This is a genomic window from Streptomyces altiplanensis, assembly GCF_053591575.1.
In genome coordinates, this window is the sequence record NZ_JBSFUB010000001.1 from 45,250 (window position 1) to 58,103 (window position 12,854).

Here is a 12,854-nt window from a genome sequence, read left to right on the forward strand (position 1 = left end):
GCTACAGCCCCACGACCGCGTTCCACTTCTTCGCGAACCCGACACGCTCCTGCGCCGTGATGTCCCGCGCGATCGCCAGCCGCTCCCGCATCGCGTCGTCGGGGAAGATCAGCGGGTCCTCGGCGAGGGCGGCGGTCTCCCCGTCCTTGGCCGAGGCCAGGACGTCGCGCGCCGCCGGCACCGGGCAGACGTAGTTGACCCAGGCGGCCAGTTCCGCCGCGACCTCGGGCTCGTAGTAGTGGTCGACGAGCTTCTCCGCGTTGCGCTTGTGGCGGGCGAGGTTGGGGATCATCAGGCTCTCCGCCCACAGCTCCGCCCCCTCCTCCGGCACCACGAACTCGATGTCGGGGTTGTCGGCCCTGAGCTGGATGACGTCGCCCGAGTACGCCTGGCACGCCAGGACGTCGCCGCTCGCCAGGTCCTTGATGTAGTCGTTGCTGGTGAAGCGCCTGATGTGCCTGCGCTTCACCAGCTTCTCCACCTGCTCGCACACCGTGTGGAAGTCGTCGGCGGTCCAGCGCGTGACGTCGGCGCCGTTGCCCTGCATCAGCAGGGCGAAGCTCTCGTCGAGTCCGGAGAGGAGCGTCACCCTGCCGCGCAGGTCGTCGGCCCACAGCTGGGAGGTGGAGCGGATCTCGTGACCGAGTCTCCTGCGGTTGTACGCGATGCCGGTGATCCCGGACTGCCAGGGCACGGAGTGCAGCCGCCCCTCGTCGAAGGCGGGTGTACGCAGCTGCGGGTCGAGGTACCTGGCGACGTTCGGCTGCTGCGCACGGTCCATCTCCTGCACCCAGCCCAGGCGTACGAACCGGGCGGCCATCCAGTCGCTGACGACGATCAGGTCGCGGCCGGTCTCCTGGTGGTTCATCAGCGCGGGGCTGATCTTCCCGAAGAACTCGTCGTTGTCGTTGATCTCTTCGGTGTAGCGGACGGATATCCCGGTCCGCTCGGTGAAGGCGTCGAGGGTGGGCCGCCGCGACGTTTTCTCGTCGTCGGTGTCGATGTAGAGCGGCCAGTTGGCGAACCGAAGACTGCGGTCGCGCTCCGACCGGTCGGCGGCGGCCCGGTCGCCCGGTTCGACGTACGCCGCCGGCACCCCGCATCCGGCGAGCGCGGCCAGCGCGCCCGCCGCCGGGAATCCGCGGAGCAGCGTACGACGCGACACACGAGCACGACCGAGATCACTCATGGCGCCCACTCTCGTCCCGCACGGCGAAGGCGGGCAATAGACAGTCTGTCTACCGCCCGCCTTCGCGGAACAGCGTCCTGATCAGCCCTCGATCGAGGTCATCACGTGCTTGATGCGCGTGTAGTCCTCGAAGCCGTACGCCGAGAGGTCCTTGCCGTAACCGGACTTCTTGAAGCCGCCGTGCGGCATCTCCGCGACCAGCGGGATGTGGGTGTTGATCCACACGCAGCCGAAGTCGAGGTTCTTGGACATGCGCATCGCCCGCGCGTGGTCCTTGGTCCACACCGAGGACGCCAGCGCGTAGTCGACGCCGTTGGCCCACTCCAGGGCCTGCGCCTCGTCCGTGAAGGACTGGACGGTGATGACGGGGCCGAAGACCTCGTTCTGGATGATCTCGTCGTCCTGCTTGAGGCCGGAGACGACGGTCGGGGCGTAGAAGTAGCCCTTGTCGCCGACCCGCTCGCCGCCCGCCTCGACCTTGGCGTGCGCCGGGAGGCGCTCGATGAAGCCGCTGACCTGCTTGAGCTGGTTGGCGTTGTTGAGCGGGCCGTAGAGCACGTCCTCGTCGTCCGGCTGCCCGGTCTTCGTGTCGGCGGCGGCCTTCGCCAGCGCGGTCACGAACTCGTCGTGGATCGACTCCTGTACGAGCACGCGCGTCGCGGCGGTGCAGTCCTGGCCGGCGTTGAAGAAGCCCGCGACCGAGATGTCCTCGACGGCCTTGGCGATGTCGGTGTCGTCGAAGACGACGACCGGCGCCTTGCCGCCGAGCTCCAGGTGGACGCGCTTGACGTCCTTGGCTGCGGACTCGGCGACCTGCATGCCGGCCCGTACGGAACCGGTGATGGAGGCCATCGCCGGGACCGGGTGCTCGACCATCGCGCGGCCGGTGTCACGGTCGCCGCAGACGACGTTGAAGACGCCCTTGGGGACGATCGAGCCGATGATCTCGGCCATCAGGACGGTGGACGCCGGGGTCGTGTCCGACGGCTTCAGGACGACCGTGTTGCCCGCGGCGAGCGCCGGGGCGAACTTCCACACGGCCATCATCATCGGGTAGTTCCACGGCGCGACCTGTGCGCAGACGCCGACCGGCTCGCGGCGGATGATGGAGGTCAGGCCCTCCATGTACTCGCCGGCCGAGCGGCCTTCGAGCAGCCGGGCCGCGCCCGCGAAGAAGCGGATCTGGTCGACCATGGGCGGCAGTTCCTCGGTCCGCGTGAGACCGAGCGGCTTGCCGGTGTTCTCGGACTCGGCCGCGATCAGCTCCTCGGCGCGCTCCTCGAAGGCGTCCGCGATCTTGAGCAGTGCCTTCTGGCGCTCCGCGGGCGTGGTGTCGCGCCAGGCCGGGAAGGCCGCGGCGGCGGCGGCCATGGCGGCGTCGACGTCCTCCTGGCCGGAGAGCGGCGAGGTGGCGTACACGTCGCCCGTGGCCGGGTTGACCACGTCGATGGTCCGCCCGTCGGCGGCGTCGCGGAACTCTCCGTCGATGTAGTTGCGCAGGCGGCGCAGTTCGGTGGTCACAGCCACCCCTTCCCTGGTCGGATGTCCGATTGCTGAGATGCCCACCCTAGTCGCTCGGGTATCGCTTTCGACATACCCGCATACCGGGAACTTCGGATTCAGCAAGATCCGACGCTTCAAACAACGGATTTCATCGGTTTGGGGTTGCGGAACAGTCGAGACGTCGTGCACAGTGAAGACGTGGCCAGTAGAAGCGCAGATTCCAGAACCGGGAACGGCTCGTCCCCAACGGTCGATGCCGTGTCTCTGGCGATCATCGAGCAGCTCCAGGAGGACGGACGCCGTCCTTACGCCTCCATCGGCAAGGCCGTGGGCCTCTCCGAGGCGGCCGTGCGCCAGCGCGTGCAGAAGCTGCTCGACCAGGGCGTGATGCAGATCGTCGCCGTCACCGACCCGCTCACCGTGGGCTTCCGGCGGCAGGCCATGGTCGGCATCAACGTCGAGGGCGACCTCGACCCCGTCGCCGAAGCGCTGACAGCCATGGCCGAGTGCGAGTACGTGGTGATGACCGCGGGCTCCTTCGACCTCATGGTGGAGATCGTCTGCGAGGACGACGACCACCTGCTCGAAGTGATCAACAAGAGGATCCGCACGCTCCCCGGCGTGCGTTCCACCGAGAGCTTCGTCTACCTCAAGCTGAAGAAGCAGACCTATATGTGGGGAACCCGATAGTCGTGAGCCAGGACCTCTCCAAGACCGCGTACGACCACCTGTGGATGCATTTCACCCGCATGTCGTCCTACGAGAACGCACCCGTGCCCACCATCGTGCGTGGTGAGGGCACCTACATCTACGACGACAAGGGCAAGAAGTACCTCGACGGCCTCTCCGGCCTGTTCGTGGTGAACGCCGGCCACGGCCGCCACGAGCTCGCGGAGACCGCGTACAAGCAGGCGCAGGAGCTCGCCTTCTTCCCGATCTGGTCGTACGCGCACCCCAAGGCCGTCGAGCTGGCCGAGCGCCTCGCGAACTACGCACCGGGCGACCTCAACAAGGTCTTCTTCACCACCGGTGGCGGCGAGGCCGTCGAGACCGCGTGGAAGCTGGCGAAGCAGTACCACAAGCTCACCGGCAACCACACCAAGTACAAGGTGATCTCCCGCGCGGTGGCCTACCACGGCACCCCGCAGGGCGCCCTGTCCATCACCGGCCTGCCGGCCCTCAAGGCCCCCTTCGAGCCGCTCGTACCGGGCGCGCACAAGGTGCCGAACACCAACATCTACCGTGCGCCGATCCACGGCGACGACCCGGAGGCCTTCGGCCGCTGGGCCGCCGACCAGATCGAGCAGGAGATCCTCTTCGAGGGCCCGGAGACGGTCGCGGCCGTCTTCCTGGAGCCGGTGCAGAACGCCGGCGGCTGCTTCCCGCCGCCGCCCGGGTACTTCCAGCGGGTCCGCGAGATCTGCGACAAGTACGACGTGCTGCTCGTCTCCGACGAGGTCATCTGCGCCTTCGGCCGCCTCGGCACGATGTTCGCGTGCGACAAGTTCGACTACGTACCGGACATGATCACCTGCGCCAAGGGCATGACGTCGGGCTACTCCCCGATCGGCGCGTGCATCATCTCGGACAAGCTGGCCGAGCCGTTCTACAAGGGCGACAACACCTTCCTGCACGGCTACACCTTCGGTGGCCACCCGGTCTCCGCGGCGGTCGGCTGCGCGAACCTCGACATCTTCGAGCGCGAGGGCCTCAACCAGCACGTGCTCGACAACGAGGACGCGTTCTTCTCGACGCTGAAGAAGCTCAACGACCTGCCGATCGTCGGCGACGTCCGCGGCAACGGCTTCTTCTACGGCATCGAGCTGGTGAAGGACAAGGCCACGAAGGAGACCTTCACGGACGAGGAGACGGAGCGCGTGCTCTACGGCTTCCTCTCCAAGGCCCTCTTCGAGAACGGCCTGTACTGCCGCGCCGACGACCGTGGCGACCCGGTCGTCCAGCTCGCCCCGCCGCTGATCTCCAACCAGGGCACCTTCGACGAGATCGAGGGCATCCTGCGTCAGGTGCTCACGGAGGCATGGACCAAGCTCTGAGTCAGAGTGAGCCTGCTCTGATCGTATGACCCAATCGCGGCCCGGATTCGCCCGTTCGAGTGAGAACGGACGTATCCGGGCCGCGCGCTTGCCACGCCACCACGTCATGAATCCTTACGGTGCCCAGTGACCGATCGGCCCCGTCTTCGTTCCCCCGTACGGGGGAACGGGATATCTGCTGTGACACTCAAGACGTGAGGTGTACGCCATGGTGGCCCCACCCGACAACGATGTGCTCTGGGCACGCTCCCTGCACTACTCGTACAGCGGCTCCCCCGCCCTCACCGGCGTCTCGCTGGGCGTGCGCGAGGGCGAGATCCTCGCCGTCAACGGCCCGCGCGGCAGCGGCAAGACGACCCTCCTCCAGTGCCTCTCCGGCCAGCTGGTCCCCGAGGAGGGCGAAGTATGGTTCGACAGCGCGCCCGTGCACACCATGAGTCCCGTGCTGCGCGAACGGCTGCGCCGTGACCGGTTCGGCTGGATCGACCCCGAACCCCGGCTCCTGCCGGAACTGAGCGCCTGGGAGAACGCGGCCCTGCCGCTCCTCCTCCACGGCATCGCGCACCGCGCCGCGAAGAAGACCGCGATGGAGTGGCTGGAGCGGCTCGACATCGGCGCGGTCGCCCGCAAGCGGCCCGCCGCGCTCCTGCAGTCCCAGCGCCAGCGGATCGCCATCGCCCGTTCGCTGGTCAACACGCCGGCGGTGCTGTTCGCGGACGAACCGACGGCGCCGCTGCACCGCAAGGACCGCGCCCAGGTGCTGCGTACGCTCACCGCCGCGGCCCGCTCGCACCGCATCACGGTCGTCCTCGCGACGCACGACGCGGAGGTGGCGATGCTCGCGGACCGTACGGTGTCGCTGCTCGACGGGCAGCCCGTCAACTCCGTACAGGTGGACGGTGCGGAAGGCCGGGCCGCGTGCTCGCTCTCCGTCTAGCCCGCGGCACCCACCCGCTGGTCCTGCTGCGGCGACTGCTGGTCGCGGTGGCATCGGGCGGCGTAGGTTTCCTCCTCCTGTGCACCCTGGGTCACGCGATGGGTCATCCCGCGCAGTCCGGGGACTCCGCGCTGCGCCTGCTCTGGTGCCTGGCCCCGCTCGCGGCCACCGTGTACTTCGCGGCGGCGGTGGCCCGCGCCGACCCCGGTACGAGCCCGCCGCGCGCGGGGCTCTCCGCCGTCGGCCTCGGCCCGGCCCGCCTCGCGGCGCTCGCGGCCGTGTCCACGGCGGTCTCCTGCGCCCTGGGCAGCGTGCTGGCGCTCCTCCTCTTCCTCCACCTGCGCGGCGGCGGCCGGGGCCGCCTGCCCCTCGACGGCGCGGCGGCCGGGCTGCTGGCCGCGGACCAGCCGTTGCCGTCGGCCGCCGTGCTCACCCTGCTGAGCCTGGCGCCGGTCACGGCGGCGGTCGCGAGCGCCGTGGCACTGCGCCCGCGCCGCCCGAAGCGCTCCGGTGGACAGGGTTCCGGTGAACAGTCCTCCGCGCCCCTGTCCCCCGCCGGCCTGCCCTGGGGAGTGGCCCTCGTCGCCGCGGGCCTCGCGGTCGAGACCTACGCGAGCCGCGGCGTCCCCGGCACGCCGCTCCCGCTGCCGGGCCGGCTGGACGTGGCCCCGCCCGGCGTCCTGGCCGGCTGGGCCCTGACCGCCCTCGGCCTCGCCCTCGCGGGCCCCGGGCTGACCCACCTCGCCGGCCGCCTGCTCCAGTGCGTGCGCCCGGGCGCGGTGCGGCTGCTCGCGGGCCGCGTCCTGATGGACGAGGCCCGCCGGATCGGCCGCCCGCTGGGCGTGGTGTGCGCGGTGGCGTCGGCGGCGATCGCCACGGCGACCCTGCCCGACGCCGGCTCCGCCGCCCCCTTCGGCCCCCTGACCGGCCTGGGCGCGGCGCTGGTGGCGGGCTGCACGGTCGGCACGCTGCTGATGGCGGCCCTGGAGGCGAAACACGCCCGCACGGCCACCGCGGACACCCTGGCCCGCATGGGCGCCCCCTCCCAGACCCTCCGTACGGCGGCGGCCCTGAGAGCGACAGCCGTCCTGACCGTCTTCACCCCCGTGACCTGCGTCCTGGCAGTCCTGGCGGCCCTCCCCCTGACCTCCTGACCCCCGCCCGGCCCGAGTCCCGCCCGGCCCGAGTCCCGCCCGGGCAGCCCGCGCGGAACAGGGCGGCCCCCGCCGCGGGGCCGGCCCCGTTCCCGGCCCCGCTCCCCCGGCAACACGCCGTACCGCCCACCGCCTAGCATCGTCGCGTGCCTCACCTCACGGACCCCGACGCCCGCCACGACCGCGACCACGACCACGACCACGAGATCGAGACCCTCGCCGAGTTCGACGCCGCCGTCGCGCGCGGCTCGCTCGGCGGCTACCGCGTCCAGGCCGTCGACCTGACGGCCCGTACCCCCGACCTCCTCGCCGTCGCCACATCCGGGGCCGTGTTCCTCGGCTGCCCCATGCACCCCGACGGCCTCGCCAAGGTCCGCGCGGACGGCGCCCTCGTCTTCCCGCCCGTCCCCGACCTGCCCTTCGACCCGTACCGCGGGCTGCTCTACACCGCCGACACCCTCTTCGAGCACCTGGAGCAGGGGTACGACGCCACCCCCGACGCCCTCGCGTACGCCTGGTTCCAGCGCACCAAGGCCGACGGCGACATATTCGCCTCGATGCTCCGCTCCATCCACGACGACGCCGTCTCGGACGCCCTCGACGAACACCTCGCCGGCGCCCGCGTCGTCGGCGTCATGGGCGGCCACGCCATGGCCCGCGGCACCACCGCCTACGCCGGCGCCGCACGCCTCGGCCGCACCCTCGCCCGCAGCGGCGTGACCGTCGCCACCGGCGGCGGCCCCGGCGCGATGGAGGCGGCGAACCTCGGCGCCTACCTGGCTCCCCTCCAGGACGACGCCGTACTCGACGACGCCCTCCAGCTCCTCGCCAAGGTCCCGTCCTTCACCCCCTCCATCACCGACTGGGCCCGCACCGCCTTCGAGATCCGCGACCGCTGGCCGTCCGGCGGCGACTCCATCGGCATCCCCACCTGGTTCTACGGCCACGAGCCCCCGAACGCCTTCGCCGGCCACATCGCCAAGTACTTCGCCAACGCCACCCGCGAGGACGGCCTCCTCGCGCGCTGCAACGCCGGTGTCGTCTTCCTGCCCGGCGCGGCCGGCACGGTCCAGGAGATCTTCGACAACGCGACCCCCAACTACTACGAGTCACGCGGCGAACCGACCCCCATGGTCCTGGTGAACCGCGCCCACTGGACCGAGCGGCTCCCCGCCTGGCCCCTGCTCCAGTCCCTGGCCCAGGGCCGCCCGATGGAGTCCCGCATCGCCCTGGTGGACACCGTCGACCAGGCCCCGGCGGCGCTGGCCCGGCTGGCCGCCGAGTAACCCGGCCGGCCGCTCGTACGACCGGTCCCGGCTGCACTCCGTACGCACCCGGTGCCGCCCCTTCTCGCCCGTCGCCCGGGCGGGAAGGGGGCCGTCGAACATCCGCGCCGGCCGCTCCGCGACAGCCGCCCCCGACCGCCCGCCGACGGCGTGTCCCGTCTCCCCGTCCCGTACGGCGTCCGGCGCACCGCCCGAGTCGCCCACCGGCACCGGCGGTCCGGCGGCGGCCGCCTCCAGGAAGACGGTGCCGGGCCCCTCCACCTCCCGCCCGCGCCTTCGCGTGCGGCACGGCATCGCGAAGACATCGGCGGCGGCGTAGAAGGAGGGCATGGCCCCGTGCGGATGACCGCCCGCGAAGACCCGGGCGTCCGTGCCCCCGTGCTCGGCCGCCGTCCGGCGCAGCCGGCGCTCGTACGGCCCGTCGCCGACGAGCAGCAGCACGGCGCCGGGCACGTCGCGCCGTACCCTCCCCAGCGTCCTGATCAGCGTGTCCTGTCCCTTGCGGGCCACGAGCCCGGCGGCGCACAGGATCCCCGGCCGGTCGGCGGGGCCGTACCTTTCCCGTACCGGTGCCGCGTCGAGGCCGGACCGGGCCGGAAGACGGTGGTGCCCACCTCCGGAGCGAGCCGTTCCAGCCGCCCGCCGGACCCGAGGGCCGCCGCGACCGGGGTACGGGTGCTCGCCCCGAGGTACGTCACCGTGCCGGACCCGGGTCCGCCGGCGGTGGAGCGGTCAGGCGCGTCGACCGGTCCTGAGCGGTCCGCCGTGATCGCCGGCGCTCCGGGAGTCGTCGTCATCTGACGAACCCGGCGCCAGGGGCTCCAGCACCACGACGTCCTCCGCGGCGAAGGCGACGCCCACCTGCGCCCCCTCCTCGGGCGCGTCCCGCAGCGTGCACTCCGCCTCCAGCTGCGGCCCGCCCGCGGGCCGCAGCAGTACGGCGACGTGGTTGCCCCGGAAGGTGCGCGCCGTGACCGTGCAGGGCAGCCCGTCCGTGGCCGGGACCATCCTGACGCCCGCCGGCCGGACCAGCAGACGGCTCTCGCCCTGCGCCGATCCGGCCGGGACGGGGATCTTGCCCCACACCGTGTCGGCGGCCTCGCCGCCGACCGTCGCCGCGACGACGTTGTCGAAGCCGAGGAAGCGGGCGACGAACTCGGAGGCCGGCCGCTGCCAGACCTCCAGCGGCGTACCGGCCTGCGCGATCCGCCCGTCGCGCATGACCACCACCCGGTCGGCGAGCGCGAAGGCCTCGCCCTGGTCGTGCGTGACGGCCAGTACGGTCGTGCCCAGCCGCCCGAAGAGCTGTCGCAGCTCGACGACGAGGTGTTCGCGCAGGCCGCGGTCGAGCTGGCCCAGCGGCTCGTCGAGCATCAGCAGCTTCGGCTGCGGAGCGAGCGCCCGCGCCAGCGCGACCCGCTGCTGTTCACCGCCCGACAGGGTGCTGACCGCCCGGCGCCCGGCGCCCGGCAGGCCGACCATCTCCAGCAGCTCGTCGACCCGCCGGGTCCGTTCCGCCTTGCCTTCCCCCCGCATCCGCAGCCCGAAGGCGACATTGCCGCCGACGTCGCGCTGCGGGAAGAGCTGGTGGTCCTGGAACATCAGGCCGACCCCGCGCCGGTGCACCGGCACCCCGCGCTGGTCGCGCCCGTCGAGCAGCACCCGCCCCGCGTCCGCCGGCTGAAGGCCCGCGACGACCCGCAGCAGCGTGGACTTCCCACTGCCGCTCGGTCCGAGCACGCACACGATCTCGTGGTCGGCGACCTCCAGGTCCACGGCGTCCAGTGCCGCCCGCTTCCCGAACCGCACGGTCGCCCCGTCCAGCCGCAACATTCAGAACTCCCCGGATCCGGATCGGTCGGGCCGCGCACGTTCGAGAACCAGCAGCGACACCGCGCACACCACCATCAGAATCGTGCTCAGGGCCATCGCCTGCCCGTAGTTGAGGTCCCCGGCCCGCCCGAGCAGCCGCGCCACCGCCACCGGCAGCGTCGGGTTGTCGGGCCGCGCGATGAAGACGGTCGCCCCGAATTCGCCCAGCGACACGGCGAAGGCGAACCCGGCGGCGACGAGCAGCGCCCGCCGCACCATCGGCAGGTCGACCTCCCGCCACGCCCGCAGCGGCGAGGCCCCCAGCACGGCCGCCGCCTCGCGCAGCCGCCCGTCGACCGCCCGCAGGACGGGCAGCATGGTGCGTACGACGAAGGGGACGCCCACCAGCGCCTGGGCGAGCGGCACCAGGATCCACGACGTCCGCAGATCGAGCGGCGGCCGGTCGAGCGTGATGAGGAAACCGAAGCCCACCGTCACGGCCGACACGCCCAGCGGCAGCATCAGCAGCGCGTCGAAGCCGCGCACGAGCCGCCCGGCGCGCCGGGTCAGGGCCGCCGCCGCGAGCCCGCCGACGACCAGCGCGACGGCGGTCGCCACCAGGGCGTACTCCAGCGAGTTCCACACCGCCTCCAGCGGCGGCACGAGGAAGGTGCCCCCGCTCGCACCCGTCGACCGGAGGGCGCGGTAGTAGCCGAACCCGTACCCGTCCGGCCCGTCCAGCGACCGCTCGACGAGCACCCCGAGCGGCACCAGGACCAGGAGCACCACCGTCGCCAGCACGCCACCCAGCAGCGTCCACTGCCCGGCGCCGCGCGGCGGCCGCGAGGTCCGCGCCGCGTCGACGAGCTTCAGGGCGCTCTCCCTGCGCCGTACGGTCCACGCGTGCACGGCGAGGATCGCGCCCACCGCCGCGAACTGCACCAGCGTCAGCACGGCGGCAGTCGGCAGGTCCAGGAGCTGCGCGGTCTGCCGGTAGATCTCCACCTCCAGGGTGGAGTAGGCGGGTCCGCCGAGGATCTGCACGACGCCGAAGGAGGTGAAGGTGAAGAGGAAGACCATCAGCGCGGCGGCGGCGACGGCGGGCACGAGCGCCGGCAGCGTCACCCGCCGCCAGGCCGCGAAACGCCCGGCCCCGAGGACCCGCGCGGCCTCCTCCTGGCGCGGGTCGAGCTGCGACCACAGGCCGCCCACGGTCCGTACGACGACCGCGTAGTTGAAGAAGACGTGCGCGAGCAGGATCGCCCACACGCTGGTGTCGAGCCGTACGCCCCACACCTCGTCCAGCAGCCCGCCCCGCCCGAGCAGCGCCAGGAACGCCGTTCCGACGACGACCGTCGGCAGCACGAAGGGCACGGTGACCACGGCGCGCAGCAGCTGCTTGCCGGGGAAGTCGAGCCGGGCGAAGACGTACGCCGCCGGAAGCGCGATCAGCAGGGTCAGCGCCGTCGAGGCGAGCGCCTGCCAGGTGGTGAACCACAGCACGTCGAGGATGGCCGGATCGGCGAGCACCTCGCCGATCCGGCCGAGCCGCCAGACGCCGTCCACCTGGAGCCCGCGCCCCACGATCGCGGTCACGGGGTAGGCGAAGAAGACCGCGAAGAACGCGACGGGCGCGGCCATCAGGCCGAGCCGCACCACGCTCCCCCGCATGTTCTTGGCTACTTCAGGACGAGCGAGGACCACGACTTGACCCACTGCTCACGGTTGTCGGCGATCCTGTCGGGGGCCACGGTCTGCGGCTTGTCGACGACCACACCGTGCTCCGTGAACAGCTCCGGCAGCTTCGCGTCCTCGACCACCGGGTTCACGAACATGTTCAGCGGCATGTCCTCCTGGAACTTCTTCCCGATGAGGAAGTCGATGAGCGCCTTGCCGCCCTCCTCGTTCTCCGCACCGTTCAGCAGCCCCGCGAACTCGGTCTGCCGGAAGCAGGTGCCTGTCGCGACACCGGTCGGCGCCTCCTCGGGCTGCGGCTCCGCGTACAGCACCTCCACCGGCGGGCTGGAGGCGTACGAGACGACGAGCGGCCGGTCGGCCTTGGTCTTCCTGCCGCCCGCGGAGCCGGAGAACTCCTCGTTGTACGCCTGCTCCCAGCCGTCCACGACCTTGACGCCGTTGTCCTTCAGCTTCTTCCAGTAGTCCTGCCAGCCGTCGTCGCCGTACTGCCCGACCGTGCCCAGCAGGAAGCCGAGGCCGGGCGAGGAGGTCGCGGCGTTCTCGGTGACGAGGAGGTTCTTGTACTCCGGCTCGACCAGGTCGTCGAAGGTCTTCGGCGGCGCGAGCTTCTTGTCGGCGAAGTACTTCTTGTCGTAGTTGACGCAGATGTCGCCGGTGTCGACGGGCGTGACGCGGTGCTTGTCGCGGTCGAGCCGGAGTTCGGCCGGCACCTCGTCGAGCCCCTTGGCCTCGTACGGCGTGAAGATGCCGTTGTCCAGGGCCCGCGAGAGCAGCGTGTTGTCGACGCCGAAGAAGACGTCGCCGCGCGGGGAGCCCTTGGTCAGGATCTCCTGGTTGAGGGCGGCGCCCGCGTCCCCGCTCTTGAGAACCTTGACGGTGTAGCCGGTCTCCTCGGTGAACGCCTTCAGTACGGCGTCGGAGGCGTTGAACGAGTCGTGGCTGACCAGCGTCACGGTCTTGGATCCGCCGCCCTTGCCGCCCCCGCCGGAACCGGAGTCGTCCGATCCGCCCCCGCACGCGGCGAGCGTGGAGACACCGAGCGCGGCGGCCACGGCGGTGACCGCGAGCTTCTTGGTGGTGTGCACTGAATTCCTCCTGGGATGGGACATCCAGGAAGAGACGCGGCCCTGCCCGCGGAAAACGGGCAGGGCGCAACAGCTCGAGTAGTGACCGAACTTCCTACCCAGAATGACCTGGGCAAGGTTCAGAGGGTCTGCGGCG

The 12,854-nt window shown here is 71.6% G+C and carries 10 protein-coding genes and 1 pseudogene; 5 read left to right on the forward strand and 6 right to left on the reverse strand.

Features of this window, described 5'->3' with window-relative positions; all coding sequences use genetic code 11:
• Position 1: 1 nt before the first annotated feature.
• The gene (locus tag ACWD0Y_RS00205) at positions 2-1,165 is read right to left on the reverse strand and encodes a polyamine ABC transporter substrate-binding protein (protein WP_450258334.1); all 1,164 of its coding nucleotides are present in this window, start codon (positions 1,163-1,165) and stop codon (positions 2-4) included.
• Between the two features lie 105 nt (positions 1,166-1,270).
• Complete coding sequence (locus ACWD0Y_RS00210) at positions 1,271-2,710, reverse strand: gamma-aminobutyraldehyde dehydrogenase (RefSeq protein ID WP_344499797.1); 1,440 nt, start codon at positions 2,708-2,710, stop codon at positions 1,271-1,273.
• Positions 2,711-2,875: 165 nt separating this feature from the next.
• On the opposite strand from ACWD0Y_RS00210, the gene ACWD0Y_RS00215 reads away from it, so the two are divergent.
• From ACWD0Y_RS00215 to ACWD0Y_RS00235, 5 genes are all read left to right on the forward strand, one after another.
• Positions 2,876-3,382: an Lrp/AsnC family transcriptional regulator gene (locus ACWD0Y_RS00215; RefSeq protein WP_093798784.1), complete on the forward strand. Its 507-nt coding sequence runs from the start codon at positions 2,876-2,878 to the stop codon at positions 3,380-3,382.
• Positions 3,367-4,746: an aspartate aminotransferase family protein gene (locus tag ACWD0Y_RS00220; protein WP_093798785.1), complete on the forward strand. Its 1,380-nt coding sequence runs from the start codon at positions 3,367-3,369 to the stop codon at positions 4,744-4,746. The genes ACWD0Y_RS00215 and ACWD0Y_RS00220 overlap by 16 nt, the downstream gene beginning before the upstream one ends.
• A gap of 208 nt (positions 4,747-4,954) precedes the next feature.
• Entirely contained in the window at positions 4,955-5,683 is a 729-nt protein-coding gene (locus ACWD0Y_RS00225) for an ABC transporter ATP-binding protein (RefSeq protein WP_450258242.1), read from the forward strand.
• A complete protein-coding gene (locus ACWD0Y_RS00230) occupies positions 5,665-6,837 on the forward strand; it encodes a hypothetical protein (protein ID WP_450258243.1) in 1,173 nt (390 codons plus the stop codon). Before ACWD0Y_RS00225 ends, ACWD0Y_RS00230 begins: the two co-directional genes overlap by 19 nt.
• Positions 6,838-6,983: 146 nt before the next feature.
• Complete coding sequence (locus tag ACWD0Y_RS00235) at positions 6,984-8,123, forward strand: LOG family protein (protein ID WP_450258244.1); 1,140 nt, start codon at positions 6,984-6,986, stop codon at positions 8,121-8,123.
• A gap of 111 nt (positions 8,124-8,234) precedes the next feature.
• Here the strand turns inward: ACWD0Y_RS00235 and ACWD0Y_RS00240 are convergent.
• The 4 genes and pseudogenes from ACWD0Y_RS00240 to ACWD0Y_RS00255 all read right to left on the reverse strand — a co-directional run.
• Positions 8,235-8,633 (reverse strand): annotated as a pseudogene (locus ACWD0Y_RS00240) (glycosyltransferase); the annotation flags it as partial.
• A 222-nt stretch (positions 8,634-8,855) separates the two neighbouring features.
• Entirely contained in the window at positions 8,856-9,956 is a 1,101-nt protein-coding gene (locus ACWD0Y_RS00245; protein WP_450258245.1) for an ABC transporter ATP-binding protein, read from the reverse strand.
• Entirely contained in the window at positions 9,957-11,576 is a 1,620-nt protein-coding gene (locus ACWD0Y_RS00250) for an ABC transporter permease (protein ID WP_450258335.1), read from the reverse strand.
• Between the two features lie 38 nt (positions 11,577-11,614).
• Positions 11,615-12,718 (reverse strand): thiamine ABC transporter substrate-binding protein, encoded by a 1,104-nt coding sequence (locus ACWD0Y_RS00255; RefSeq protein ID WP_450258246.1) that lies wholly within the window; start codon positions 12,716-12,718, stop codon positions 11,615-11,617.
• Positions 12,719-12,854: the final 136 nt, after the last annotated feature.

Coding starts and splice junctions, on each gene's coding strand:
- ACWD0Y_RS00225 (WP_450258242.1), top strand. CDS start 4,955: ATGGTGGCCCCACCCGACAACGATGTGCTCTGGGCACGCTCCCTGCAC.
- ACWD0Y_RS00245 (WP_450258245.1), bottom strand. CDS start 9,956: ATGTTGCGGCTGGACGGGGCGACCGTGCGGTTCGGGAAGCGGGCGGCA.
- ACWD0Y_RS00250 (WP_450258335.1), bottom strand. CDS start 11,576: ATGGCCGCGCCCGTCGCGTTCTTCGCGGTCTTCTTCGCCTACCCCGTG.